General features: G+C 70.4%; 26 protein-coding genes. 17 read left to right on the top strand and 9 right to left on the bottom strand.

Going from position 1 to position 26,273, the window contains the following annotated elements; genetic code table 11:
• Positions 1 to 10: 10 nt before the first annotated feature.
• Entirely contained in the window at positions 11 to 1,132 is a 1,122-nt protein-coding gene (locus AB0B91_RS08885; RefSeq protein ID WP_358317637.1) for a catalase family protein, read from the top strand.
• A gap of 6 nt (positions 1,133 to 1,138) precedes the next feature.
• Here the strand turns inward: AB0B91_RS08885 and AB0B91_RS08880 are convergent, their stop codons facing one another.
• Together AB0B91_RS08880 and AB0B91_RS08875 are read right to left on the bottom strand one after the other, a co-directional pair.
• Positions 1,139 to 4,009: a poly(A) polymerase gene (locus AB0B91_RS08880; RefSeq protein WP_358317635.1), complete on the bottom strand. Its 2,871-nt coding sequence runs from the start codon at positions 4,007 to 4,009 to the stop codon at positions 1,139 to 1,141.
• Positions 4,009 to 5,790: an RNA ligase family protein gene (locus tag AB0B91_RS08875; protein ID WP_358317633.1), complete on the bottom strand. Its 1,782-nt coding sequence runs from the start codon at positions 5,788 to 5,790 to the stop codon at positions 4,009 to 4,011. The genes AB0B91_RS08880 and AB0B91_RS08875 overlap by 1 nt, the downstream gene beginning before the upstream one ends.
• A gap of 184 nt (positions 5,791 to 5,974) precedes the next feature.
• Between AB0B91_RS08875 and AB0B91_RS08870 the strand changes: the two genes are divergently transcribed.
• Entirely contained in the window at positions 5,975 to 6,205 is a 231-nt protein-coding gene (locus AB0B91_RS08870; RefSeq protein WP_358317631.1) for a hypothetical protein, read from the top strand.
• Here AB0B91_RS08870 and AB0B91_RS08865 read toward each other — a convergent pair.
• Positions 6,195 to 6,737: a hypothetical protein gene (locus AB0B91_RS08865; RefSeq protein WP_358317629.1), complete on the bottom strand. Its 543-nt coding sequence runs from the start codon at positions 6,735 to 6,737 to the stop codon at positions 6,195 to 6,197. The two genes, AB0B91_RS08870 and AB0B91_RS08865, sit on opposite strands and share 11 nt — an antisense overlap.
• A gap of 9 nt (positions 6,738 to 6,746) precedes the next feature.
• Complete coding sequence (locus AB0B91_RS08860) at positions 6,747 to 7,526, bottom strand: hypothetical protein (RefSeq protein ID WP_358317627.1); 780 nt, start codon at positions 7,524 to 7,526, stop codon at positions 6,747 to 6,749.
• Between the two features lie 28 nt (positions 7,527 to 7,554).
• Here AB0B91_RS08860 and AB0B91_RS08855 point away from each other — a divergent pair, with 28 nt between their 5' ends.
• A complete protein-coding gene (locus tag AB0B91_RS08855; RefSeq protein WP_358317625.1) occupies positions 7,555 to 8,205 on the top strand; it encodes a TetR/AcrR family transcriptional regulator in 651 nt (216 codons plus the stop codon).
• Here AB0B91_RS08855 and AB0B91_RS08850 read toward each other — a convergent pair.
• A complete protein-coding gene (locus tag AB0B91_RS08850; protein ID WP_358317623.1) occupies positions 8,129 to 8,611 on the bottom strand; it encodes an Lrp/AsnC family transcriptional regulator in 483 nt (160 codons plus the stop codon). The genes AB0B91_RS08855 and AB0B91_RS08850 overlap by 77 nt on opposite strands.
• Before the next feature lie 34 nt (positions 8,612 to 8,645).
• On the opposite strand from AB0B91_RS08850, the gene AB0B91_RS08845 reads away from it, so the two are divergent.
• From AB0B91_RS08845 to AB0B91_RS08835, 3 genes are all read left to right on the top strand, one after another.
• Complete coding sequence (locus tag AB0B91_RS08845) at positions 8,646 to 9,563, top strand: EamA family transporter (protein WP_358317621.1); 918 nt, start codon at positions 8,646 to 8,648, stop codon at positions 9,561 to 9,563.
• Positions 9,551 to 10,528 carry an aldo/keto reductase gene (locus tag AB0B91_RS08840; protein WP_358317619.1) on the top strand — a complete coding sequence of 326 codons (978 nt, stop codon included), beginning with the start codon at positions 9,551 to 9,553 and terminating at the stop codon, positions 10,526 to 10,528. Before AB0B91_RS08845 ends, AB0B91_RS08840 begins: the two co-directional genes overlap by 13 nt.
• 152 nt (positions 10,529 to 10,680) lie before the next feature.
• Positions 10,681 to 11,283 (top strand): hypothetical protein, encoded by a 603-nt coding sequence (locus tag AB0B91_RS08835; RefSeq protein ID WP_358317617.1) that lies wholly within the window; start codon positions 10,681 to 10,683, stop codon positions 11,281 to 11,283.
• An 86-nt stretch (positions 11,284 to 11,369) separates the two neighbouring features.
• Here AB0B91_RS08835 and AB0B91_RS08830 read toward each other — a convergent pair whose 3' ends face one another.
• The 4 genes from AB0B91_RS08830 to AB0B91_RS08815 all read right to left on the bottom strand — a co-directional run bounded on the left by AB0B91_RS08830 (position 11,370) and on the right by AB0B91_RS08815 (position 13,839).
• Positions 11,370 to 11,672: an ester cyclase gene (locus AB0B91_RS08830; RefSeq protein WP_358318328.1), complete on the bottom strand. Its 303-nt coding sequence runs from the start codon at positions 11,670 to 11,672 to the stop codon at positions 11,370 to 11,372.
• Between the two features lie 62 nt (positions 11,673 to 11,734).
• Entirely contained in the window at positions 11,735 to 12,709 is a 975-nt protein-coding gene (locus tag AB0B91_RS08825) for a hypothetical protein (RefSeq protein WP_358317615.1), read from the bottom strand.
• On the bottom strand, positions 12,706 to 13,251 hold the full coding sequence (locus tag AB0B91_RS08820) for an RNA polymerase sigma factor (RefSeq protein WP_358317613.1): 546 nt from the start codon (positions 13,249 to 13,251) through the stop codon (positions 12,706 to 12,708). Before AB0B91_RS08820 ends, AB0B91_RS08825 begins: the two co-directional genes overlap by 4 nt.
• A 123-nt stretch (positions 13,252 to 13,374) precedes the next feature.
• The gene (locus AB0B91_RS08815) at positions 13,375 to 13,839 is read right to left on the bottom strand and encodes a nuclear transport factor 2 family protein (protein WP_358317611.1); all 465 of its coding nucleotides are present in this window, start codon (positions 13,837 to 13,839) and stop codon (positions 13,375 to 13,377) included.
• Between the two features lie 208 nt (positions 13,840 to 14,047).
• Here AB0B91_RS08815 and AB0B91_RS08810 point away from each other — a divergent pair, with 208 nt between their 5' ends.
• The 11 genes from AB0B91_RS08810 to AB0B91_RS08760 all read left to right on the top strand — a co-directional run bounded on the left by AB0B91_RS08810 (position 14,048) and on the right by AB0B91_RS08760 (position 26,238).
• On the top strand, positions 14,048 to 14,782 hold the full coding sequence (locus tag AB0B91_RS08810) for a GntR family transcriptional regulator (protein WP_358317609.1): 735 nt from the start codon (positions 14,048 to 14,050) through the stop codon (positions 14,780 to 14,782).
• Between the two features lie 170 nt (positions 14,783 to 14,952).
• A complete protein-coding gene (locus AB0B91_RS08805; protein ID WP_358317607.1) occupies positions 14,953 to 17,307 on the top strand; it encodes an aldehyde dehydrogenase family protein in 2,355 nt (784 codons plus the stop codon).
• Positions 17,308 to 17,419: 112 nt separating this feature from the next.
• The gene (locus tag AB0B91_RS08800) at positions 17,420 to 18,319 is read left to right on the top strand and encodes an L-lactate permease (protein WP_358317605.1); all 900 of its coding nucleotides are present in this window, start codon (positions 17,420 to 17,422) and stop codon (positions 18,317 to 18,319) included.
• A gap of 13 nt (positions 18,320 to 18,332) precedes the next feature.
• Positions 18,333 to 18,404, top strand: coding sequence for a hypothetical protein (locus AB0B91_RS08795; RefSeq protein ID WP_358318327.1), 72 nt, complete (start codon positions 18,333 to 18,335; stop codon positions 18,402 to 18,404).
• 53 nt (positions 18,405 to 18,457) lie between these two features.
• Entirely contained in the window at positions 18,458 to 19,318 is an 861-nt protein-coding gene (locus AB0B91_RS08790) for an alpha/beta hydrolase (protein ID WP_358317603.1), read from the top strand.
• 87 nt (positions 19,319 to 19,405) lie between these two features.
• Positions 19,406 to 22,063, top strand: a complete 2,658-nt coding sequence (gene lanL / locus AB0B91_RS08785) for a class IV lanthionine synthetase LanL (protein ID WP_358317601.1) — start codon at positions 19,406 to 19,408, stop codon at positions 22,061 to 22,063.
• 250 nt (positions 22,064 to 22,313) lie between these two features.
• Positions 22,314 to 24,077, top strand: coding sequence for an ABC transporter ATP-binding protein (locus tag AB0B91_RS08780; RefSeq protein ID WP_358317599.1), 1,764 nt, complete (start codon positions 22,314 to 22,316; stop codon positions 24,075 to 24,077).
• Positions 24,078 to 24,093: 16 nt separating this feature from the next.
• Positions 24,094 to 24,780: a prolyl aminopeptidase gene (gene pip, locus AB0B91_RS08775; RefSeq protein ID WP_358317597.1), complete on the top strand. Its 687-nt coding sequence runs from the start codon at positions 24,094 to 24,096 to the stop codon at positions 24,778 to 24,780.
• Positions 24,781 to 24,790: 10 nt separating this feature from the next.
• Entirely contained in the window at positions 24,791 to 24,997 is a 207-nt protein-coding gene (locus AB0B91_RS08770) for a hypothetical protein (RefSeq protein WP_358317595.1), read from the top strand.
• Between the two features lie 58 nt (positions 24,998 to 25,055).
• Complete coding sequence (locus tag AB0B91_RS08765; protein ID WP_358317593.1) at positions 25,056 to 25,508, top strand: hypothetical protein; 453 nt, start codon at positions 25,056 to 25,058, stop codon at positions 25,506 to 25,508.
• Between the two features lie 79 nt (positions 25,509 to 25,587).
• On the top strand, positions 25,588 to 26,238 hold the full coding sequence (locus AB0B91_RS08760) for a DNRLRE domain-containing protein (protein ID WP_358317591.1): 651 nt from the start codon (positions 25,588 to 25,590) through the stop codon (positions 26,236 to 26,238).
• Positions 26,239 to 26,273 lie beyond the last annotated feature (35 nt).

Here is a 26,273-nt window from a genome sequence, read left to right as displayed (position 1 = left end):
GGAGGAGCTCATGCCCTCGCAATTCATCCCTTACACACCAGACGTCGAAGCCACCGTCCCCGATTTCGACGAGACCCTGCAGACGGTGATCGCCAAGACCGAGCGGTACATCGCCGAATCGGTGACCGCCGAGGGCACCGGCCTGGCCGTCCGTGACGCGCACGCCAAGGGATACGGGCTCGTCAGAGGAGAAGTCGAGATCCTCGACCAGCTGCCCGCCGCGTACGCGCAAGGCATCTACGCCACACCGGGACGGCACGACGCGCTCGTCCGCTTCTCCAACGGCTCACCGCACGCGGGCGCCGACGCGCGCCTCGGCCGCGCGACCGGGCTGGCGCTGAAGATGTTCGGCATCCAGGGTCCGACCCTGCTGGCGGACGAGCCCGACACCGGCACCTTCGACTACACCCTCATCAACGCGCCGGTCTTCTTCTGCAACACGGTGAAGCACTACCTGTTCATCCAGGAACTGTTCCTCGACGCGCCGAAGTATTTCGCCCAGGGCGCGCCCGGGCGGCATCGTTTCTACCGGGAGTTCGTGACCGGCAAGGGAAGCTTGGCCGAGGACGAATGGGCGTGGGACGAGTTCCTGGCCTTCCTCGCGGTGTCACAGCGGCCCTTGGTGAACGTGTTGCTGTCGACCTACTTCACGATGGGCGCGGTACGGCACGGCGACCACATCGCCAAGGTGCGCCTCGCCCCCGACCCCGCCTCCGCCGCCGCGGTCGTCCATCGCGCCATCGACCTGGCAGCCGCGGAAGAGGTCTTCCGGCCGGCCTTGGTGGCCGAGATGAGGGACCGGCCCTACGCGTTCGACATCCAGGTCCAGCTCTGCGCCGACCTGGACCGCATGCCGGTAGAGGACCTCACCGTCGAGTGGCCCGAGCGGCTGTCCCCGTTCGTCACGGTCGCCAGGCTGCGCCTGCCGCAGCAGGACATCTCGGACGAGGAAACCCTCAAGAAGATGGACGCGCTCTCCTTCACCCCGTGGCGGGTGACGGCCGAACACGCGCCGCTCGGCGAGATCATGCGGGCACGCGAGGAGGTCTACCGCCGTTCCTCCCTCCAGCGTCACCGGCTCAACCAGCAAGAGCGCCGGGAGCCGCGCAGCGCTGATGAGGTCTCGTCGTGATGGTGATCAGATCAAGGTTGGTACGACGCCTCGATCAACCCGTTCGACCGTGACGCCGGACATGTTCCTGGCCCATCGGCCGGTGATCTCGCTGAGCTGTGCGGCCTGCGGAGGCGTGCGGCCCAGGCCGATCGCGTAGCGGGCCTGCCGGGGGCCGTTCTCGAACAGGCGTGGCCAGGCGTGGACGTCCGGCGCCCCGGCTTCTTCCAGGGCGGTGAGCAGCTCCAGCATGCGGCCTCTGACCCGCCCCAGCACCGCGTCGAGCTCCTCGGGGCGGTCGGAGCGTACGGTCAGCACCGCCCAGGCCGCGTGACGGCGGTGGAGGGGCGGCGGGGCGAGCGACTCCGCGGACCAGCCGTTCTCCGTGAGCTCCCATGCCTGATAGAGCTCCTGGGTGAGCCGGTCCAGACCGCCACGGGTGACTTGGCGAGCGCAGTTACGCACGGGAGCGCTGGGCGTCATCACGGTCATCACGGCCGGAGCGGCTGGGGCGGCTGGGGCGGCTGGGGCGCCTGGGGCGGCTGGGGCGGCTGGGGTGAGAGTGACCGGCTCGTGCCAGTCCCAGGCAGCCCAGGTGCTGAAGAATCGGTGGAGGAGGTCGAGGTCGGATTCGCCGGCGGCGTCGAGGATGGTGCGGGCGGCCAGCACCGCCCACGCCACGCCGGGCAAGCCGCCGAACGGGGCCGCGTCCAGGCCCTTGGCCCGGGCCCACGCCTTCACCTCACGGGCGAGGCGGGCGAAACGCTGGTGTGCGGGGCCCACCGCGGCGCGGATCGCGTCCGCGTCACTGACCGCGCTCAGGGCGATGGCCGCCGCCTCGCCCAGTTCGGCGCGGCGGGGCAGGAACTGCGCCGGGGGGATCTGGCCGGTTGCCACCACGGTCAGGTCGACGTCCAGGTCGGACACGCGCAGGCGCAGGCCCGGCACCCGGGCGCCGATCACCTGCCGCAGCCGCACGGCCTCGGGCAGCGCCGCCCGCACCCGAGCCTCAACGTCCGTACCGGTGTCTGGGAGCGCCGCCACCAGGTCCAAGTCGGCGGTGGGGAGTGCGCAACCCATCCGCCGGGAGCCTGCGACGTGCACGATCCCGGGACTCAGCGCCTCCGCCAGGCGGCAAGTGACACGATCGGCCAGGTCGGTCAGGTCCGGAATCGGCTCGGGTGGTACGAGCGCGGGCGGAGCGCCGGTGGGCTCGGGCGTAATGGGTTCCGGCGTGGCGGGCTCGGGCAGCCATCGGAGTTCGCCCGTTCCCAGAGTGATCACCGCGCGCGGGCGCATGGGTTCGTCCGCTCGCCGCGACAGCAGTACGACCGCCCCGACGCGGGCGATCATCGGGTCGAGCCGGATGCCCGCATGATGCGGGGCGTTCACGCGGCCCAGGGTCAGGTGCGGGATGAAGCCTTCTGGGCGGCCCGCACAGCGGGGGAAGCGCTGGTGGAGGACGTGACGCAGGCGGGCCCATGGTGCGGGATCGGCGGCGGCCGGATCGAGCCAGATGGTCGTGTCCTGGCGGTGCTGGAAGGAGCGGATGCCCTCCAGCCGTACGGCGAACGGCTGCACTTCGGCGGCCGCCGCGGCCAGCAACGGCGCCGCCGCCTCGAACGCCGACTCCGGCACGAACCCGAAGAGCAGGTTGACGTGCGGCGGCCAGCGGTCAACCTGCGGATCGTGCGTCCGGCGGAGCGCCTGGATGGGTGGCCACAGCTCCTCCGGCGGAATCCACGCCACCGCCGTGCGCGCGGTCGGCGGCAGGTCCAGCACCCTGGCGGGCGCGCTGTCCATGACGTCGAGCACGGTCTCCACCCCGTAGTGGTCGGAAACGTACAGCCCGCCGGGATCGGGCGTGTCGCCGCGCAGGGCGGCCGCGACGGTCCGGGGACGGCCGCGCATCAGCACGCGGTCCAGCCGGGCGGCCCGCCCGGACAGTGAGGACAGCGCCGCCAGCGGGTTGGCACGCGGGTCGAACGTGGGCGTGTCGTCGCCGGACCCGTACGCCTCCGTCCAGGCGTCGCGGAGCCCGAGGGCCGACGCGGGGACGTCCGTGCCGTCGTTGAAGTCGCCCATCAGGACCAGGTCACCCTCGACGCCGGCCAGCCCTTCGGCGATCCGGGCGAGTTCGGCCCGCCGCCGCGCCGCGCCGTCGGCGGTGTGGTCGCTGGTCAGGTGGGTGGTGGCGACGACGAGCGGACCGGCGGCGGTCTCGGCGGCGAGCGCGGCGACCGCCTTGTGCGGGCCGAGCCGCTGCCAGGCCGCCTCCCGGACGGGCAGCCGGCTGAGCAGCAGCAGCCCGCTGTCGGCGACGTCCTCGCCATCCGGGTCGCTGCCGACGGTGTAGCGGGCCCGCACCCAAGGGGCCGCCAGCAGGAGCGACAGCAGCGCGGGCTCGACCTCCTGCAGCGCGATGACGTCGGCGTCGGCCGCTTCCAGGGTCGCCAGCAGCAGGGGCCGGCGCCGCGCGGTGTCGATACGGTCGCTGTCGTAGCGGTCCCAGAGGGTGTTCCAGGTCAGGAGGCGGACGGCCCCTACGGTGGACGACTCCACCGTGGACCCCGTGCTCGGCCGCCAGCCGACGGCCGGGTCCCAAGTGTGCGGGGTTCTGGCGCTGAAGACGGGCGCGCGCAGGCGGCGCGGGGCGCGTACCCGGCCCGCGTCGCAGGTGTCGATCCGATCCAGTCCGGTGGCGCGGTCCCATACCAGCTCGCCGTCCGCCTCGACGAACAGCACCCGGTGCCACGGAACGTCGCCGCCGGGCACGAAGATCGGCAGCGGGATGCGCTTGGGGTCGGCGCCCCGCTGGCCGACACCGAGCACGAAACGCGACGGGTCGAAGCGCGGATCCCAGCGGACCCAGTGGTAGAGCTCCTCGCTGGTACGCATCAAGCCTCACCCCCGTCCAGGTCTTCGATGGTTCCGGACGCGCCGACGTACCAGGTGCGATGGGCCTGACCCGGATAAGGCGGGACGAACCGCCGCACCTGAGCGGCCAGCACGTGCGGCGGCACCGGATGGGTACGACGGGCGTTGCGCCGGTGCAGTTCGTCCTCCTCCACCAGCGCGACGGCGTGCGTCGTCAGCGCGTCGCGGCGGCGCGCGACGGCGTGGACCAGGGAACGCTGGTGCTGGTTGAGCGAGGTGGCGTCCCAGACCACGGTGCCACCGGCCGCCAGGGCGGCATCGAGCCGAGCCAGTCCCTCGCCGAGCACGTCCCGGTTGGCCCGCTGGTCCGCCCGCGAGCCCCTGGCATCGCGCAGATCGTCCAGTGACAGATACGCGTCGATCTCCGGCAGGCCGGCCGCGAACGTGCTCTTCCCGCTGCCCGACGGTCCGACCAGATGCACCAGCCGGGGGAACCGCCTCGACCGCCACCGCCAGGTTGCCGCCACGGCCTCCTCGACCGTGGTGACCCTCCCCCTGGCCCAGGCGTCACGCGCCTCCGCCCAGCACCGCTCGGCCGCCTCCTCACCGAGGCCGGCCAGTGCCTCGCGCATACCGGCCCGCAACGGCTCCAGCGGCCCCAGCCCGAGCAGCCCGGCCTCCTCGGCATGCAGGACCGACCATTCGACCTGCTCACGCTCCTGTTCGGCCTCATCGTCCACGCGCCCCGCCAGCACGGCCGCCGCCACGGCGTGCAGCACACCCAGGTCAGCGGCCAACGCCATGCGCCCCAGCCCGGCACGCCGCCCCTCGTCCGGGTACGGCCGGCGCAGCGCGCCGTGCAGCCCGGCCAGGTCCGCGACCCGCCGCGCCAGCCGCATGCCCAGCGGCCTCGCCAGCCGGGCCGCCAACCGGGCCCGGGGTATGGACCGCAGCGCCACGGCCAGCACGCCCGCCAGCCGGGCGTCCCCGCACCGGCCGAGCACGTTCAGCCGAGCCGACACCTCGGCCACCGCCTCCGGGAGGACGTCCTTCGCTTCGGCTCGGGCGAGATCCTCTGCTTCGGCTCGGGCGAGGTCCCCTGGTCCGGCTCGGGTGAGTTCCACCGCGGCCAGCAGGGCGTTCACCTCGCAGTCCGCGCCCGAGCGCACCGACCACAGCGCCGCCCCCGGGCCGAGCGCGTTCGGCACGACGCTCGCGTGCATCCAGTGCGTGCCGGTCCGCACGTGCTCGCGACGCACCCACTTGGCCACCCGCCCCGCGAACTCCCCCCGCCCGAACCCCTCGACGGCCCGTACCACGTAACCCTCTTGCCGCTCCGCGTTCAGCCGCAATCCCCGCAGCGCCCGCTCGTCGAAGACGCCGCGCCACAGCACCGGCGGGACGGGAATGCCCAGCCCACGCAGGAAGGTGACCGTGCGGTCCCAGTCCAGGCACCGATCGCCGTCCCAAACCGAGAAGCCGTAGAACCAGCTCTCCAGCCCCTGGTACGCGATGGAGTGCCGGGCGTACATGTTCTCCCCGCACACCCGCCACCCCGCCGGGATCCGTTCACCGATCCGTCCTTGCAGACCCTTGACCCACGCCCGGGAGGGATGGTGAGCCGAGTCCAGCGACCGGGCATGCATCCCGTCCGCGTACAGGGTGGTGTTCTCTCCGTCGAGCTTCTCCGTGACCACGACCTCGCGCCCGCGCAGCCCGGACAGATCTCCCGCGCGGACGTCGTCCGGTGTCACGCCAGGTGACCAGGGCAGGTGAGGGGTACGCGGATAGTGCACGCGCATGATCTCTCCCCTGCCGCCCCTTGAAGCTGGAGCCAGCCACTGTACAAGCGGCAAGAAAGCGCCTCCATCGAATAAGCTGCCGCTCCCCCGCGCTCGACCTTTACAAAGTAGACGAAAACCGACAGGCTGCCGGCGTCTGGAGCATCGGCCGCGAGTTCTGGCGATGCCACACGACGGACCAGGGATGCAACGGCGTCGGATCGACGATCGATTGTGGGGAGACGTCACCGGGGACACCGTGGCGCACGTGGGAGGGCAGGTCATGCCCGGGGTGTTCAACCTTGACCGCGAGGAGATGCTGCGCTCGTTCCGCAAGCTCGCGGATGTCGACGCGGAGTTGGCCTGCGTCGGCCACGGCGAGCCCATCAAGAACGCCCACATCGCCCTCCCCGCGACCGTCGGCCTCATCCCCTGATCTCGGGCCCTGTGCCCTCGGCCGCCCAGTGCGGGGTATGCGATTCGATCGCCTCCGGCAGGTGAATCCGCCCGTTCGAGAGAACAAGCGGTTCGATCTCCACGCTCTCGCAGAAGCGCAGGTAACCCACGAAGAACTCGCTACCGTCGGTCTGCGCGTTGGCCGAGCACCGGCCGAGCCATTCCAGCAGCGTCCGGAGCTGATAGAACGCGTCGGGATGCACTTCTTGGCGTACCGTCAGCGCCCAGCCATCAGAACGCTCCCGCCCGGCCAGCTCGGCGACGAGCACGCCGCCCACCAACAGTGCGGCGCCGCGCTGCGTGAACGCGGGCTCTGGTTCCGCCGTCTCCCATTCGCAATCGGGGTCGTCGGGATCACCGAGCGGGTAGGCCTCCAGATAGTTGTCGGTGCCGATCGGCAGCCGCTCGGGTCGCGGCCCCTGCCCCACATGCCACCGCAGCTCGGCGAGCTCGTCATCGGTGATGTCAGGGCGAAGGTCCACCGTCAGCGCGAGTTCGTAGATGTCCGCCATCGGCCCACCTTATTGAGCCGAACCGATCTCACAGTGGCGGGCGAGGGCGTGGAAGGCCTCCTTCGGCTCCCAGGGCATGCCGGGGTAGGTGTGGCCCTGGGTGCCGTCGAGCATCTTGACGATGCCGTACGAGCCGAGGTCGAGGTCGTCGCGGGGGTTGTCGCGGTGCGGGAGTTCGAACCCGGCGAAGCTGAACCAGAAGACGGTGTCCATGCCCACCTCGTCGAAGACGGTCAGCAACTCGTCCATGTAGCGGACCTGCTCGCCCTCGTCGCGTACGGTGCCGGGCTTGACGCGGCCGTCTTCGACGACGGTCCACCCGCCGGCGCCCCAGTCGCCCGCGCCCTGGAAGGTGCAGCAGCCGGCTTCGGTGACGGCGACGGGCTTGCCGTGGGTGAAGTGCTCCTCCAGGTCCGCGCGGTAGGTGGCGGCGTTGTGCTGGTTGCGGTAGGCGTCCACGCCGACGATGTCGAAGGGTGTCCAGTCGACGTACTCGATGGGGATGGACGCGTAGCTGATCGGGCCGCCGAAGCGGGGGCGTACGGAGGCGGCGACGCGGGCGAGGAAGGCGTTGACGGGATCGGGTATCGAGGCCAGCGCCGCGGCGCGCTCCTCCGGCGAGGCGCGCAGGACCTGCATGCGCTCGGTGAAGGTGTCGCCGGGCAGGTAGCCGCGGGCGAACAGACTCAGCTCGCACCCGGTCACGAACACAACGTCGGCGCCCTGGCGGCGGAGCGCTTCGGCGCGGTCGGCGCAGTCGTCGAAGTAGGGCAGCATCTCCCGCGCCACTGTCGCAGGGTCGAAGACGCTGCGGGTGGTGTCGCCGTTGGGGAAGGTGCCGGCGGCTCTGCTGGAGGCGGCCTGGCAGGAGCTGCGCGCCGTCGGCTACCACGAGCTCACCTACGACGCCGTGGCCGCGCGCGCTCGGACCAGCAGGACGGTGCTCTATCGCCGCTGGCCGCACCGACGTGACCTGGTCCTGGCCGCCCTACGCCACCAGGCGCCGCCCATGCCGCCGCCCGTTCCCGACACCGGCTCTCTGCGTACCGACCTGCTGACCCAGTTCCGCATGGTCAGCACACGCATGATCGAACTTTCTCCGATCCTCCAGGCGATCGGCGACGGCAGGGCAGACGGCAGCGAGCTCACCGACTACCTTCACGAGCGCGTCGGCCAGGCCGGCAAGCGTGAGATGGACCTCCTGCTTCAACGCGCCGTGCTGCGCGGCGAGATCGACCGGGTCCGGATTCCGGCCAGAGCCGCCGTGGCACCCTTCACACTCGTCGCCGTCGAGACGCTGCTCAACCACCGCCCGTTGCCTGAAGACGCGCTCGCCGAGATCGTCGACGACATCGTCCTGCCGTTGATCGCGCACCACACGGGCCCGAGTCTCACTCCAGGGGCAGAGGACGGCGCGGCACGGGAGCGGTGTGAATCAGCGACGTGGTCGTCTGACCGTAGGGCGTGAACAGGTCGAGGATCGGTTCGAGTTCGTCGACCGCCCGCAGGTGCATCGTGAAGTAGAAGCAGTCGTCGCCGGTCATCCGGTAGCACTCGACGATCTGCGGAACCTCCTGGGCGATCTTGGAGATGCGGTGCAGTTCCCGGATCGCCGGGCGGATCCGGACCATCACCGTGACCGGAAAACCCAGCGCCCGCGGGTCGACCTCGGCGTGATAACCGGTGATCACTCCCGTCTCCTCCAGCCGCTGCACCCTCTCGGCCACCGCGGGGGCCGACAGGGCGACCCGCCGGCCCAGCTCGGCGAAGCTCAGTCTGGCGTCGACCTGCAGCTCGGCGAGAATACGAAGGTCGAGGGCGTCCATTCCCTTGGGTTCGTACGCCCGCTCGGGTCTGATCCTTCGATTCGCCATTCTCCTAAATTACGGGCTGGCCAACGATGGGGGCATGTCGCCCACCGGCCCTCGTGCCGTACTCTCCGCGGCGCCTCCATGGACCTACTTCCTGGGAAGCGCCGTCTTCCACTACCTCGGCCCGGCTTTCGCCGTGCTCCTGTTCAGCAGGCTCGCCCCGCTCGGGGTCGCGGGGCTGAGGATCTGGAGCGCCGCGCTCGTCTTCGCGCTCTGGCGCCGCCCCTGGCGGACCCTCGCCCGGCTCGACGCCGCGGGCCGTCGTTCGATCCTCGCCTGGGCCGCGGTGCTCGCGGCCATGAACGTCTGTTTCTACCTGGCGATCGCCCGCGTGCCCCTGGGAACCGTCGCCGCGATCGAGTTTCTGCCGGTCATCGTGCTGGCCGCGCTCGGTGCCCGTACCGTCCGTAACCTCGTGGCACTCGTCGCGGCCGTCGGCGGTGTCTACGTGCTGACCGGCATCCGGCCGGCCGGGGACCCGCTGGGGCTGGGGTTCGCCTTCGCCAACGCGGCGCTGTTCGCCGCCTACATCGTGCTGGCCCACCGTACGGCTCGGCGGCCGAGCGGCGTCAGCGGCATCGACGGGCTGGCCGCCGCCATGCTCGTCGCCTGCGTGTTCGTCGCGCCGGTGGGTGTTGGGCAGGCCGCTCCCGCGGTGCTCGACCCGGTCACGCTCGCCGCCGGGATCGGGGTGGGGATCTGTTCGTCGGTCATCCCGTACGTGTGCGATCAGCTCGCCATGGCACGCATCGCCCGCTCCACGTACGCGCTGCTGGTGGCGCTGCTTCCGGCCACGGCGACGGTGATCGGCGTCGTGGTGCTCCGGCAGCTTCCCTCACTGGCCGAGCTCGCCGGAGTCGCCCTCGTGGTGTTCTCGGTCGCCCTGCACCGCGAGCTTCGGACTCCGCCTGCCAAGGAGATCCTTCAGGAAGGTAAGACGGAATGCGCTATGTGAAGCTGGGCTCGTCGGGGCTGCGGGTGTCCCGGATCTGCCTGGGCATGATGAGCTACGGCGATCCCCGTTCCTGGGAGTGGATCCTGCGCGAGGACGCGGCCGAGCCGATCGTGCGGCGCGCGGTCGAGGCGGGTGTGACGTTCTTCGACACCGCCGACATGTACTCGGACGGCGTGAGCGAGGAGATCACCGGGCGGCTGCTCGCCAAGCTCTTCGCCCGTCGCGACGACTACGTACTCGCCACGAAGGTCTACTTCCCGACGGGACCGGGCCCGAACGACCGAGGGCTGTCCCGCAAGCACGTACTGGCCGCCATCGACGCCTCGCTGACCAGGCTCGGAACCGACTATGTCGATCTGTACCAGATCCACCGCTGGGACCACGAGACCCCGATCGAGGAGACCATGGAGGCCCTGCACGACGTGGTACGGGCCGGCAAGGCACGTTACATCGGGGCCTCCAGCATGTACGCCTGGCAGTTCGCCAAAGCGCAGCACACCGCTCAGACGGCCGGCTGGACCCGGTTCGTGTCGATGCAGAACCACTACAACCTGGTGTACCGGGAGGAGGAGCGAGAGATGATCCCGCTCTGCCTGGACCAGGGAGTGGGCGTCATCCCGTGGAGCCCGCTGGCGCGCGGACTGCTCACCGGGAGCCGCTGGCGCGACGGCCGGCGGCGTACTGTCCGATCCGGCAGCGATCTGCTGGCCGACAGCATGTACGAGGACGCCGACTTCGACGTCGTCGACGTGGTGCGGGCGATCGCCGACGAACGAGGACTGCCCCCGGCACAACTCGCGCTCGCCTGGCTGCTCGGGAGGTCTGGGGTGACCGCGCCGATCGTCGGGGCGAGCAAGGTGCGTCAGCTGGATGACGCGATCGCGGCGGTGGATGTGTCCCTGAGCGGCGAGGAGACGGCCCGCCTGGAGGCTCCCTACCTACCCCACCGGATCATCGGGCACTAGCCACGTTCCGTCTCGATCTCGAACGACCCATGGACGGGGAAAGTTATCGGCTCGGCCGCAGGGGGCTGACGCGTGTCGTTCTTCATGAGATCACGCACGCACTAAAAACAGGGGCGTGAATGATCGGACTCCCCTATGAGAAGGAAGCGCCTATGAGGACCGGGACGAGGAAAGCTCGGGCCGCTCTGTTCGCCGCCGCAGCGGCCATACCGTTGGCCATCGTGCCCGGGGCGGCGACCGCCGCTGGACACGGCAAGGGCTCCGGGGACTGCGTCACGTCCGGATTCAGACGCTCGACCGACCAGATCGAGGTCATCAGCGGCCATCAGACGCAGACGATAACCGGCAGGGGGTGGACCGACCTGACCTGCGGCTCAATGTACGTGCAGGTGCCAAGAGGCACACACGGACACCTCACCGTCTGGGTGAACGCCGAGATCCGATGCAAGGGGCCGAGCGTGATCGGCAACTGGTGCGGGGGCCGCATCATCGTCGACGGAGTGGCGCTGCCGCCGAGCAACAATGCCGACAATGACCGCTTCGACTGGGACACCGCCAACCCCGATGACCGGCGCTGGCGCGACGGTTCGATGCTCGCCGCCGGGTACGTGACGTGTCCCGCGAACAACTCCAGGATGTACTGCAACAAGAAGATCCAGGTGCAGGCGACCAACAACACCAGCTCCACCACGTTCTGGATCGACGACACCATCGTGCGCGCCGAGCTGCTGAGGAGACAGCTGTTCCCGCGATGATGGTCAAGCCCACGGCCTGGAGGAGCGGAGACGCGGAACGGCCGATCCCGGGCGGACAGGCCGTTCCGCGTGTCTGACGGGCGAGTTCAGACGATACCGAGCTGGGCGAGCATGCCGAGCTGGTCGCTGCTGCCCCACCGCTCCACCAGCTTGCCGCCGGCGAAACGGCTGATCTGCATGCCGCGGTAGCTGACCTTCCTGCCTGTGGCGGAGTGGCCCATGAGGTCGCCCAGGTGGGTGCCGCTGATGGTGCAGGCGAAGGCCAGCTCGTCCTCGGTGGCGATCAGGTGCTCGACCTCGACGTGCAGGTCCGGGAACGCGGTGCGCAGCTCGGTGAAGAGGGCCTTGTAGCCCTCAGGGCCACGTCCACGGACGTCCTGCGCATGGATCGTCGTGTGAGCCTGTTTCCGCAGGTTAAGCGGTACGTACCCGCGGGAGCGAGTGCCGCCTGCTAGTCCTTGATGACGTTGTCGCGTGGACCTCCGTAAACGGGGTTCTTGTCGTAGCGCTTGTCCGTGACGAGCAGGCGGACCACTCCTGGTTTGCCCATGGATTCCTCCGCCTCCCAGACGATCCAGTCGTCGCCGACGGGAGCGGTCTGCGTGCGGAGTACGCCGTAGCCGCCTGGATTTCCCTCTGGGATTGCCATGACGACGTAGGTGACCTTCAGTCCGCGTTTCCTGATCTCGGGCAGAACCTCGCCGACGGTCTTCTCATCCACCCGGAACCCGGCGAGCGAGCGGCCCTTCTCGGTCGCCCGCCGGGTGTCGGACTTGTCCTCCTTCGGTTTGTGGCTTTCGTCGGGCACGAGGACGCACGGCGCGACCGGATTGTTCATGAGGATGGTGCTGGTGCTCTCCTCGCCGATCGTCCAGACGAAGGTCTGGCCGGGCTTGAAAAGCTTGGTGTTGATCCGCATCTGCCAGCCGCCGGAGGTCTCTTCTCCGGGAATGTTCTCCGGCACGGAGTACAGGCCGCGGGGAATGTCCTTGACGTACGTCCCGCGCGGTTCCCGGCACCACTTGCCCGCAGGCGCGTAGTCGACGATGGCGGGGACGTTGAGCTCCTTCAGCTGTCTCGTCAGTCCCGCGGCGTCGTGGAAGTCCCTGACCTTGACGTACACGACGCCGTCGGCGTCCTTGGTGACCGCGTAGGAAGGGGGTACGCCGTTCTGCAGCAGGCTCTGCGCCATCACCAGGCCCACGGCGAGCGCCCCCGCGCCCGCCAGCCCCAGGACCAACCGCCGGGGACGGCGCCGGCGTGGGCGGACCACGGACGGGCCGCCGCCAACGGCGCCGGGCTCCTCGGCGATGATCGAGTCCAGCAACGTCCGCGCCCCCGCGTCGGACGGGCGGCCACCAAGGGCTCCGGGCTCGACCCGGGCCAGCGCGCGAGTGATCTCGTCGACGTCGTCGATGTTCTTCACAGCTGCCTCTCCGCCGGGATCAACCGGCTCTTCGACGTGAAGCGCACGTCCGCCTCGGCGAGGGCGCGGGCGAATCGCCTGCGGGCCCGGTGGAGCCTGATGCGTACGGCGTTGCGTGACAGGCCGAGCACAGCGGCGATCTCCTGCCGGTCCAGGCACTCCCAGGCGACCAGGGACAGCAGCTCGCGATCATCATCGGACAAGGTCCGGAAGATCTCCGTGATCGCCTTCAGCTCGACCCCGCTGTCGGGCGCGGCCTGGTACAGGTCGGCCAGCTCGGCGTCGAGCTCCACGCTGAGGGCCTGGCGGCGAACCTCGCCTCGGTAGTGGTTGGCCAGCACTTTTCGCGCCACGCCGTACAGCCACAGCGTGGCTTCCGCTCCGCCGGGCAGCTCATCGATGCGCCGCCAGGCGATGGCGAAGGTCTCCGCCACCACGTCGGCCGCGTCTTGCGGCGACGCGCAGCGGCGGGCCGCGTACGCCGTGATCTGGCCGTACGTCTCCCGGTAGACGGCCTCGAGCCTGGCTCGCTGGTCACCCACTGGCCGTTCCCGTGCTCGGTCTCCTCGGCATTCCCATGCCCGGCTCCTTCATAGTGCGACTTGCGGACATCTGTGCCTATGTAAGGAGTCGGGCCATCATTTCTCGTCAGAGCGGAGAAATTTTCAGAAGCCGAGATCGGTCAGACCCGGGTGGTCGTCCGGGCGGCGCCCCAGGGGCCAGTGGTACTTCCGGTCCGACTCCTGGATCGGCAGGTCGTTGATGCTCGCATGCCTCACCCGCATCAGGCCCTGCTCGTCGAACTCCCAGTTTTCGTTCCCGTACGAGCGGAACCAGTTGCCCGCGTCGTCATGCCACTCGTAGGCGAAGCGGACCGCGATCCGGTCCCCGGTGAAGGCCCACAGCTCCTTGATCAGCCGGTAGTCGAGCTCTCTGGCCCACTTCCGCCGGAGGAACGCCACGATCTCATCGTGTCCCGTCGCGAACTCCGCCCGGTTCCGCCAGCGTGAATCCTTGGTGTAGGCCAGCACCACCTTCTCGGGGTCCCTGGTGTTCCAGCCGTCTTCCGCCAGCCGGACTTTCTCTATGGCGGTCTCCCGGGTGAACGGGGGCAAAGGGGGTCGCGTCATCTCTTCTCCTCAGTCGTCGCAGTTCCGAAACCGCGCGACCGATCCCCGACCTCCGTCTCCCCGGCTGCCGGCTCCACGGTTGCGACGGTAATTGCAGGATACTTCTCCGGTACGAGGCACTTTGGGATGGCCTACCCAGGCCGTGCAGGGATTTCTGGATCTCACCGCATACTGGAAGAATCTCCATGAGCGACGGACCGGAGGACTGATGGCCGAACGACCCGGCGGGGCACGTACGGAGGAGCCTGCGGCCAAGCGCAGGAGGCCTCGTGCGGGTAGCGGGCAGTCGCTCGGTGACCAGGCGTACGAGCACATACGGGCCGCGATCCTCCAGGGCAGATACCGCCCCAACCAGCGGCTGCCGGAAGACGAGGTGGCGGCGCAGCTCAACAGCAGCCGCACTCCTGTACGCGTCGCCCTGATGCGCCTGGTCGACCAGGGGCTGGTCGTCCGGGAGCGGCAGGGCTGGGTCGTGCGCGAGCACACGCCGGACGAGATCCGCGAGATCTACGAGGTGCGGTGCGCCCTTGAGGCGATGGCCACCGGATTGGCCGCCGTACGCGCGTCCGAGGAGCAACTGGGCACGATCGCCGCGTTCTACGACGGGCCGATCGAGGAGTACGTGCAGCGGCCACGCGCCGAGCTGGGCCGGATGAACCGCGAATTCCACCAGACCATCGTGCGAGCCTCGGGCAACGGCCGGCTGCTGGACGAATGGCTGCGCAACCGCGACTTCGGCATCACGTACAACATGGCCGTCCTGTTCACCCGGGAAGAGGTCGTCACCTGCGTGGAAGGCCATCAGCGCATCGTCGAGGCGCTGACGCGCCGCGACCGTGAGGGCGCGGAGAAGCAGGCGCGGATCCATGTCGAGGACGTCCAGGCCGCGGCCAGCCGCCGGCTCGACGCCCTGCAGACGTCCGTCGGGCTGTACCTGTCCTGAACTGACTTCGCCCTAGCACTTCCACCAGGCCGACGTGACCACCCCGTCGGCCTGGTTTCCGGCGTCCGCGTCCGGCTTCTTCACCGGTCAGATCGACCATGGCTACAGATGCGAAACGGTGATGAAACAGACTCTTGAGACATTGGATCCAAGTTTGTACCCTACGTTGCATGCAATCTGCCAAGAGCTTCCCGTCGATCGACCCGCGGACAGGAGCCGAGCGGCGCCGGTTCGCCGACGCGACGCACGCCGAGCTCGACAAGGCCCTCGCGGGCGCGGCCGAGGCGTTTCCCGTCTGGGGCGGCTTCGACCCGGCGCCGCGGGTCGCCCTGCTGCGGCGGATCGCCGATGAGCTGACGGCGCGCCGAGCCGAGCTCGTCGCGGTGGCCGGCGCGGAGACCGGGCTGCCGGAGCAGCGTCTCGACGGCGAGGTGGAGCGGACCGTGCTCCAGCTCACCCAGTTCGCGCGGATGATCGAGAAAGGCGGTCACTTCGACGCGGTGATCGACCCGGCGACTGGCGCCGCCGCGGACATCCGCCGCGTCAACGTGCCCCTCGGCCCGGTCGCCGTGTTCGCGGCCAGTAACTTCCCGTTCGCGTTCGGCGTGGCGGGCACCGACACCGCCGCGGCGCTGGCCGCCGGGTGTCCGGTGATCGTGAAGGGGCATCCCTCGCATCCCGAGACCGCCGAGCTCGTCGCCGCGGCGGTGCACGCGGCGGTGGCCGCGACCGGGGCGCCGAGCGGGGTGTTCCAGTTGCTCCAGGAGAGCGGGCTGGAGGTCGCGCGGCGGCTGGTCACCGCGCCCGAGATCGCGGCCGTCGCCTTCACCGGTTCGCTCGCCGGCGGCCGGGCGATCTTCGACCTGGCCGCCGCGCGCCCGCGCCCCATTCCCGTGTACGCGGAGATGGGCAGCCTCAACCCGGTGTTCGTCCTCCCCGGAGCACTCACCGAATCCCTGGCGGACGGCTTCGCGACCTCGCTGACCACGTCGAACGGCCAGCTCTGCATCAAGCCCGGCGTGATCTTCGTGCCGAGCGGCGAGGCCGGCGACAGCTTCGTGGCGCGAGCCGTGCACCAAGTCCAGGAGCAGCCGCCCGGCGTCATGCTCAACGCCGCCATGCGGCAGCGCCTGGCGGCGGGGGCGGCGGAGGTGGCGGAGCGGGCCGGGGTGCGCGTGCTCACCGGAGCCGTCCTGCCGGACGACGCCGGTTTCTCCTTCCCCGCGAGCTTGGTGGAGGCCGATCTGACCACGTTCCTGGCGGACCCGGCGCTCGGCGAGGAGCGGTTCGGGCCGTTCGGCGTCATCGTCCGGTACGGCGAGCCCGATGAGCTGATCGGCGCGGCTAGGTCCTTCGACGGGCACCTCACCGGAACGATCCAGCTCGGCGCCGGGGACAGTGAGGACGGGCGGCGACTGGCCGCCGAGCTGGCGGCCCGGGTCGGGCGCATCGTCTGGAACGGCTGGCCGACCGGGGTCGCCGTCACCGACGCGATGCACCACGGCGGTCCGTACCCCGCGACCACGAACGCCGCCGCCACCTCGGTCGGCACGAACGGGATCTTCCGCTTCCTGCGCCCGGTGGCCTACCAGAACAGCCCGCAGAACCAGCTTCCCGCCCCGCTGAGGGACGCCAACCCGCTGCGGATCGGCCGGAAGGTGGCCGGCGAGACGACCGCCGAGACGATCATCACCACGGGGCCCGGCGATGCCGCCCGTGGCGCGGTGCTGCTGCCGTCACTGCCCGCCAAGCCCGAGCTGACGCCCGAGGCCGCCCAAGTGATCAAGGAAGTGCCGGGCTATCTGGGCGTACCGTTCGTCAGCCCCATCTTCCAGGCGCTGGCCAACTATCCCGACTACCTCGTCCCGGCCTGGAACCAGTTCAAGCCCGTCATCGGGTCAGCGGAGTTCCAGCAGGCGGCGGCCGGGCTGGGCGTACCGGCCGGGTTGCTGCCCGCGCCGGAGGAGTCCCTGATGGCCGTCGGCACCGACATCGCGCGCTACACGATCACCTTCCACCGGCTGCTGCCCAAGATCCTCCTGCTGGCCTCGTGCTGGTACCGAGGGCTCACCGTCGGCGCCGATCCGGGCCTCGCGCTCGACGGGAACACCTGCCCCGGACCGCGTGGTGTTTCCCCGGCCGCGGTCAACATCGTGCCGGACGGGACTCCGCCCGGCGAGGAACTGGCGCGGGTGTACGAGGAGATCCGCGCCGTGCACGATCATCCCCGAGTGCTGAGCTACTACCGCGCGATCGGCGGCCGGCCCGGCCTCATGCCGCAGGTGTGGAAGCGGCTGGAGCCGATCGCCCGCAGCGCGGAGTACGCCGCGGCGCGCGAACAGGTGCTGGCCGACGCCGACGCCGCTGCCGCCCGCCTGCCCGTCCCGGTGATCGACACGTCTCACGCGGACGACGTGGCGGCCATTCTCGCGCTGTTCCGGCTCCGGCTGATCCCGTCGCTCCTGTTCGACACGGCGGTCGTTCTCGCGCTTCTGGGGGAGAACGCGGCGGTCGTCACCGCCTGACCGTCAAGGAACCCGGCTCCACGCGGCATCGGGGGATCGCCGCATCACCCCATCCCTCCGGCCCCGGTGACCTCATGTCCAGGGCCATTCCGATCCCGCTGAGGGGTTGCTCATGTACCAGCAGATCTTCGACCCAGTCCTCGGACAGCTCGGGCTGTCCGCCCTCGTCGCCGCGATCCCGTTGCTCGTCCTGTTCGTCCTGCTCGGCGTCTTCCGATGGAAGGCCCAATGGGCGGGTCTGTCGGCGCTGGCGGTGGCCGCCCTGATCGCGGTCGCCGTCTACGGCATGCCGATCGCCCAGACCTTGAGCGCCGGCGGTTATGGCGCGGCGTCGAGCTTCCTCACCGTCATCTGGATCCTCGTCAACGCACTATGGATCTTCAAACTGACGGAGTCCACCGGGCACTTCGGCGTACTCCGCAGATCGTTCGCCGGCGCCGGCACGCCGGTCGCGATCAGCGCGGTCATGCTGATCGCGCTGGGGTTGCCGCCCTTCCGGGCCGCGGTGGCCTCCCTGGTGGCCAACACCGCTCCGGTCGCGTTCGGCGCGCTGTCCGTGCCGATCACCACCCTGTCCAAGGTGACCGGGCTGGACTTCGAGGCGCTGGGCGCGATCGCCGGTCGGCAGACCTCGGTCGTCGCGACGATCGTCCCCTTGGTGCTGGTCTTCCTGGTGGACGGCCGCCGGGGCGTGCGGGCCGTCTGGCCCGCCGCGGTCGTCGCCGGACTGGCCTTCGGCGCCGGGCAGTTCATCTTTTCCAACTACATCTCGGTCGAACTCGCCGACATCGGCGCCGCGCTCTCCTGCGCGATCTTCCTGGTGGCGTTCCTGCGGGTGTGGCGTCCCCGGGAGCCGCTGACCGTGGCAGCCGTGCCCGTGGTGGCGGGCGGCTCGGGCACCGGCAGCGTCGAGGAGGAAGCGGCCCTGCTGGAGCGCGCGGGCCAGGACTCCCGCAAGAACGTGATCCTGGCCTACCTGCCGTACGCCGTGGTGGGCCTTCCTCGCCAGTGACGCGGCCTCGTACATCACCGGGACCAACCTCGTCGTCGACGCGGGCTGGACCGTCATCGACGGCCGCTTCGACCCGGGACGCTGACCGGCGGGAAATCCGATTGCCCTGGTCGCGACGCCGCTGACAGGATCGCCGCCATGCCTACCTTCTCCGCACATGATGGGACCGACCTCGCCTACCACGTGTTCGGAGAAGGCAGCCCGGTGATCTGCCTGCCGGGCGGCCCGATGCAGGACACCGACTACCTCGGCGAACTCGGCGGCCTGTCGGCGCACCGGCAGTTGATCATGATGGACCTCCGGGGCACCGGCCGGTCCGCGACACCGCAGGACCCCGCCTCCTACCGCTGCGACCGGCTGGTCGATGATGTCGAGGCACTGCGCGAGCATCTCGGCCTTGACAGCTTCGATCTGCTCGCGCACTGCGCCGGCGCGAACCTCGCGGCGCTGTACGCGGCCCGGCACCCGGACCGCGTCGGCAAGCTCGCCCTGATCACGCCGAGCACCTTCGCCGTCGGCATCGCGCCCAGCGGGGAGTCCCGGATCGAGATCGCGCGGCTGCGTAAGGACGAGCCCTGGTTCCCGGCGGCCTTCGCGGCTCTTGAGGCCATCGTGACCGGCAAAGCCACCGATGACAGCTGGCAGGCCATCGACCCCTTCTTCTACGGCCGCTGGGACGCTGCGGCGCAAGCCCACCATGCCGCCCAGAACGGCCATCGCAACAACAAGGCCGCGGCCGCCTTCGGCGCTGAGGGCGCGTACGACCCGGATGCCACCCGCGCGGCCCTCGCCGCGTTCAGCGCGCCGGTGCTGCTGCTCGCCGGAGAGGTCGACCTGAACTCGATTCCGAGCGCCGTGGCCGCATTCGCCGAGTTGTTCCCGAACGCCGAGTTCGTCGTCCAGCCAGCGGCAGGCCACTTCCCCTGGACCGACAATGCCGACCGGTTCGTAGCGACGACCGCCGCGTTCCTCGATCGGTCCTGCGACAAGAATCGTTGATTCGACTGTCAGCGAATTGCAAGACCCGTCGGCGACCTTCGTATCGAGCGCCTCCACGAGGCGGCGCCGAAATCGGGAGGCAGTGCCGTGGGGGCAGACGCGACCATCCTGCGCGACCTCGTGACCGCCGAGCTGGCGCGGTCCGGCGAGGCGGGCTGGTCGGTCGAGGCGTCCGATTTCTGGTGCCGGGTCACTCCTGACGGCTATCCGATGCCTGATCAGGGATGGAAACTGCATGTCTCCGCGACGATGCTGTCGGCCCCTCTCGTACTCGCCCAGGTCGCCCGTGTGCTCATCGAGGCGGGGTGCGCCTTCAAGTTCCCCGCCGAGCTCGGCACCTACTGGGAACTGCTCTCGCCGCACTGCGCGCGGGCGCAGGCGGGCAAGTTCGTCACCGCCTACCCGGCCGACGACGCCGAGTCGGTACGGCTGGCGGCCCTCCTCGACGAGGCGACCAGGGGGCTGCCGGGGCCGGTGATCCTCTCCGACCGGCCCTTCCGCGCGGGCGGCATCGTCCACTATCGCTACGGTGCCTTCTCCGGGCACCGGACGCTGGGCAACGACGGGTTCTACGAGGTACGGCTGCGCGCTCCGGGCGGAGAGCTGGTCCGTGACCAGCGGACGGCCGCCTTCACCCCGCCGAGCTTCGCCGACTCCCCCTTTCAGCCGCTCGCCCGCCCGCCGAAGGCGTCGGCGGTCATGCTCAACGACCGGTTCGTGGTGCGGGAGGCGATCAGGCACGCCAACAGGGGCGGCGTGTACCTCGCCGAAGACACGAAGACCGGACGCGAGGTCATCGTCAAGGAGGGTCGCCCGCACGCCTCCTCCGACCTCGGCGGCCGGGACGCCAGAGAACGGCTGGCCGCGGAACGCGCCGCTCTTGACGACCTCGCCGCCACCGATGGCGTGCCCGCCGTCGTCGACTACTTCGAGCAGGGCGGCCACGTGTTCCTCGCGGAGGAGTTGGTCCCGGGCCGCACCGCGCATCGCTGGTCGGAGGCGCGCGCGACGCCTCTCGGCCCGGACGGCTTCGGGTGCGCGGTCGAGGAGGTCGTACCGGTCGTCTCGCACCTGGTCGCCCTGCTGCGGGAGGTGCATCGCCTCGGCTACGTCTTCCGCGATCTGTCGCCCGGCAACGTGATGATCCTGCCCGACGGCCAGGTCCGGCTCGTCGACCTCGAGTACGCGGCCAAGCAGGGCACCACCGTCATGGTCGGTGGCACCCCCGGCTATCTGGCTCCGGAGCTGGCCCCGCACACCGGCGCCTTCCGCCAGGCTCCCCCGGCGACGGCGGATCTCTACAGCCTCGGAGCGCTGGCGTACTTCCTCGCGGTCGGCGCCGACCTCGGCCTCGCGGAGGACGAGGCGGCGGGCCCGGCGTGGGGCACGCGCGCCACCGACCACCTGGCCAGGGTCGCCGAGAGCAACCCCACCCTGGCGGCGCTGCGGCCGATGGTGGCGGGCCTGCTCGCCGAGCCGGACGACCGCTGGACGCTCGACGCGTGCACCCGCTTTCTAGCCGAGCTCGCCCAACCCGAGCTCGCACAACCCGAGCTCGACCAGCCGGGCGGGCGACGAGCGCCGCAGCCTCGGGTGAGCGCGGACGACCTCATCTCCGACGGGCTCGCCTGGCTGGCCGAGACCATGGACGATCGCCCCGACAGCCCGTCACCGTGGCCCAACATCACCTATGGGCTCGAAGCCGATCCCTGCTCGGTGAGCGCCGGCGCGGCGGGCATCCTCACGGTCCTGCCGCCCGAACAGGCCGGTGCGGTCTCGCGCTGGCTCCACCAGCGCCTCGCCGAGGAGGATGTCTGGCCTCCCGGCCTGTACGCCGGGCGATCCGGCGCCCTCTGGGCGTTGTACGAGGCTGCTCCGGACGACGAGTCGAGAGACTTCGCGGTACGGGCCGCGCACCGGCTGCCGACCGACCACCCCAGCCCCGACGTCACCCACGGCCTGGCCGGATGCGCGATGGCCACCCTGCGCCTGGCCATCCGCGCGGATGACCCCGGGCTGCGCGAGCGGGCCACGGAGCTGCTCCAGAACCTGCACGACGCGCGGACCTCGTACGAGGGGCGCCCCCAATGGCCGACACAGGCGGCCTTCGACTCCAGCCTCGCCGGCACCAACCACTTCGGCTTCGCCCACGGCCTGGCCGGAGTCGGCACCGCGTTGCTCTATGGAGGCGTCGCCCTCGGCAGGGCGGACTGGATGGAGACCGTACGCGAGGTGGCCCACACCTTCTACGAGCACGCCGACGTCGAAGGGGACACGGCCTGGTGGCCGTTCAGGCGCGACGAGCGCGAGTCCGTACGGCCCCGCCGCCCCCACTGGTGCAGCGGTTCGTCGGGCGTCGGCTCCTTCTTGATCCGCTATTGGAACGTGACAAACGATCCGGCCGCGCTGGAACTCGCCGAAAAGGCGGCGATCGCCGTACACCGGACCCGGTGGCAGTCGGGCTCGGTGCTCTGCCACGGCCTGCCCGGCGAGGGCGACTTCCTCCTCGACATGGCCCGGTTCACCAGGGACGAGCGCTACCACCGATGGGCGGAGGACCTGGCCGGGTGCCTGTGCGCGCGGGCCGTCAGGCACGCGGGCCGGCTGCACGTACCCGATCGCCTGGGCCGGACCGTGCCGACCTACCTCGGCGGCACCGCGGGCGTCCTCGCCTTCCTGCTGCGTCTGCGTCACGGTCATCCGCGCCTGTGGATGCTCGACGACGTCATCGGGCGCTCCCCATGATCTCGCCGTGCCCCGAGCACGGCGACGCCAGAAGGAACGGAAATTAGAGAGGGGGGAGAAAAATGTCTTTCGACGTTCAGGACCTGCAGAACCTGCAGGAGCGTGAGCCGAGCACCACGGAGTCGGCGCTGCTGAGCAACTGCATCAAGCACCCGGGTTGCACCGACACCAACTGATGACGGAACGGCGTGCGGCAGGCATGGCCGCACGCCGTTTCAGATCCCCGAGAGCCTCCGAGAGGGCGGCAGACGTGACGACCCGCAGGATCATCCGGCTGTTCATGCCGTATCGCCGCGCCGTCCTGCTCGTCGTGCTACTGGTCGCGATCTTCTCCGCGCTGAACGCCGCCATCCCACTGCTGACCCAGGTCGTCTTCGACCGCGCCCTGTTCGGCAAGGACGGCCCGCGGCCCGACCTGCTGGCGCTGATCGCCGGTCTGGCGGCCGTCACGGCGGTAGGGGCGGCGGGCGTCGATCTGGCCCAGACGTGGATCGCGGGCCGCATGGCCCAGCGGGTCATCCACTCTCTGCGTACGCGGCTGTTCGGCCACCTGCAGCGGATGCCGCTCGGCTTCTTCGCCGCCGCCAGGAGCGGCGAGATCCAGTCGCGGCTGGCCAACGACACGAACCAGATCGAGGACGCGATCAAGGACACGCTGCCCAGCCTGCTCGGCAGCCTCCTCGCGTTCCTGTTCGCCCTGGGGGCGATGTTCTCGCTGTCCTGGCCGCTCGCGAGCGTCACCCTGTGCCTGGCGCCGGCCATCCTGTGGGTCTCCGCCCGCTCGGGGCGCGCGCTCAAGATCCTGTCTGCCGCCGGCCAGCGCGCCCGCGCGGAGATCGCCTCCATCGCCGCCGAACGCCTCTCGCTGGGCGGCATCACCCTCGCCCGGGTGCACGGACGCGACAGCCATGAGGCCGCGGTGTTCGGTGCGGAGAGCGAGCGGCTGGCCCGGCTGGGGGTCCGCGCCGGCCTGGCCGCTCAGTCGGTGCTGAGCGCGGGCCACATCTTCTTCGTCCTGACGCCTTACATCGTGTTCGTCGCGGCCGGGCTCATGGACGGGATCACGCCCGGCACGCTCATCGCGTTCGTGGTGCTGCAGTCGCGGCTCTACCAGCCGCTCTGGCAGATCCTGCACATCTCCACCGAGTTCCGTACCGCCCAGGCGGCCTTCGAGCGGGTCTTCGAGTACCTGGACCTGCCACCGGGACCGCCGCACGCCGTGCGCGGCGATGGAGCGGGTGAAGTGCGCGTCGCGCGGGCCTCCTACGCCTACGCGGGACCGGACGGCGAGGCCCGCTGGGCGCTCCGCGAGGTGACCCTCGACCTGCCCGCCGCCTCCGCGACACTGATCGTCGGCCCGAACGGATCGGGCAAGACGACTCTCGGCTACCTGCTCGCCGGGCTGTACGAGCCGGCGGAGGGGACGGTGCGGATCGACGGCCGCGTCTGCCTGGCTCCGCAGGAGGCCCTGCTCTTCCAGGGCTCCATCGCCGAGAACCTCCGCTACGCCGCGCCCGACGCCGGCCTGGACGACCTGGTCGCGGCCTGCGTGACGACCAGGATGCACGACCGGATCATGGCTCTGCCCGACGGCTACGACTCCGTGGTCGGTGAGCGGGGTGCGCTGTTCTCCGGTGGTGAACGCCAGCGCATCGCCCTGGCCCGCGCGCTCCTGAGCGACGCGCCCGTCCTGGTCCTGGACGAGGCGACCTCCGCGCTCGACCCGCTGACCGAACGCGAGGTCATCCACGCGGTGCTGCGACGGCGCAGGGGAATGACGACGGTGATGATCACCCACCGGTTCGGCGGCCTGGACACCTTCGACACCGTCGTCGTACTGGACGGGGGCCGCATCGTCGAATGGGGCGCCCATCCCGAACTGCTGAGCAACCGGCACGGCCTGTACGCCCGGATGGTCCGCGCCCAAGCCGTCCAACCGCAGGGTGCGCGCCGGGCGGCGGTGGCGAGTATGTCTGATAGCTATGGGACAAAAGACGTTTTATCCGCCGATTGAGCCGTACGAGACCGGGATGCTCGAGGTGGGCGACGGGAACGAGATCTACTGGGAGGTCAGCGGCAATCCCGACGGCAAACCTGTCGTCTTTCTCCACGGCGGTCCCGGCGGCGGGGTGCTGCCGGCGCAACGGCGGTTCTTCGACCCCGAGGCGTACAAGATCGTCCTGTTCGACCAGCGCAACTGCGGGCGCAGCCGGCCACATGCGGCAGATCCCGGGGTCTCGCTGAAGGCCAATACCACCTGGCACCTCGTGGCGGACATCGAGCTGCTCAGGCAGCGGCTCGGCATCGAGCGCTGGCAGGTGTTCGGCGGCTCGTGGGGGTCGACGCTGGCGCTGGCCTACGCGCGGCGGCACCCGGAGCGGGTGAGCGAGCTGGTGCTGCGGGGCGTCTACTTGGCGACCGAGGCCGACAACGCGTGGGCGTTCACCGGCACCGGGGCGGCCCGGCTGTTCCCGCGGGAGTGGGCGGCCTTTCGTGGCTTCGTCCCGGAGGCGGAGCGGGACGACCTGGTCGCCGCCTACCATCGCAGGTTGTTCGACCCGGACCCGGAGGCGCACGTCCCGGCCGCGCGGGCGTGGGCGGCCTGGGAGCTGTCGGCGAACACGCTGCTCCCCGCCCCACCACCGCCCCTCGACGACCGGGAGCTGGTGAGCCGAGGCGCACTACTTCAGCCAGGGCTGTTTCCTGAAGGAGGGTGAGCTGCTCGACGTGGCCGCGATCCGGCACATCCCGTGCGTGATCGTGAACGGCCGCTACGACATGAAGACACCGCCGGACGCGGCGTGGGACCTGCACGCGGCCTGGCCGGAGGCGGAGCTGCGGATCGTCGAGGACGCCGGCCACGCGGGCGCCGAGCCCGGCACACTGCACGAGCTCATCACGGCCACCGACGGTTACCGGCACGTTCGGCTATAGACGATCGCTGTTCGTGACAGGAGAATTACTGCCAGCACGCACGTACGAGGAGGGCCCCGTGGCGTTCCCCATCATGAAGCTGGCAGCCGCTCTGATGTTCGCCTGTCCGAGCCCCGTCCCCGTCGCCCCCGCCGGCACCGCGCTGCTCCAGTCGGGTGAGATCCGCTTCCACACCATCGACGAGGCCAAGGACGGCGACACCGTCGTCACGGTGACCGTCCGCGACCGTAGGGGGCAGACCATCGCCCTCCTGACCGGCGTCCTCGGCCGATGGGCCGAGGACGCCTGGTCGGCTCTCATCCCGCTGAACGTCACCAGCCCGCCCGGGGACCTGGCACGGCTGTGGGGCGGGACGATCAATGTCCGGATCGACCCGGAAGGTGATGACACCTGGGCCTTCACCTTCCACACGTATCTGCACTTCTCCGACGGGCAGACTGCCGACGTCCACCAGCGGCAGCTCGCGGTCGTGAACGAGGACCGCCGCGACTGGACCACGATCATCCGATGACGAGTGACTTGTCGAAAATGCGGACAGGCGGCCGGATATACGTCACTCTTGATCGATGAACGGCGGCGGTGGAGGTGGCATGCCCCACCGCCTCTGGGCGCCGCTGGCAGGCATGGCGATGCTCGCCGGAGTGGGGGTCGGCGGTGCCACCCCGGTGGCCGCCCGCACGACCCTCCCAGAGACAGCTCTCCCAGAGACGGCGAGCGTCTCGGTGACCGTCGACCAGGACACCTACCTCAGCGAGGCCAACCCGGACACGCCGCACGCCGCCTATACCTGGCTGGCGGCCTGCCCGCGCACATGTGACGCCACGGCCGGGTCGGAGCGGCAGTCGCTGGTGCGGTTCACGGTGGTGGGGGTGCCCGCGGGCGCGACCGGGGTCACCATGAGGCTGAGGCTGCGGGCCGCGCGGACCACGGACAGCTCGATCTCCGTGAGCAAGGTCGCAGCCACCTGGGCGGACGGCGTCACCTGGAAGAACCGGCCATCGCTCGGCACCGCGCTCGACACGGCCAAGGGGCTGACCGACGGGAGGGACGTCGAGCTCGACGTCTCCGACGCCTTCACCGGCAACGGGACCTACTCGTTCGGGATCAAGGCGACGGCGGGCGCCCAGGCCGTCTTCGACTCGGCCGAGGCCGCCGACGGCATGCCGCCCCGCCTCATCGCCACGTACACCGCTCAGCGCGTCGCAGGGCCCTTCCGCCGCACCGTACGAGACATACGGTAAAAAGAGCTCCCGGGCCCGCCCTAGAGGCGGGCCCG

The organism is Nonomuraea sp. NPDC049141 (assembly GCF_040648415.1).
GTDB lineage: Bacteria > Actinomycetota > Actinomycetes > Streptosporangiales > Streptosporangiaceae > Nonomuraea.
The sequence above is the reverse complement of the archived record's forward strand: the minus strand, read 5'-3'. Positions and strand labels throughout refer to the sequence as shown.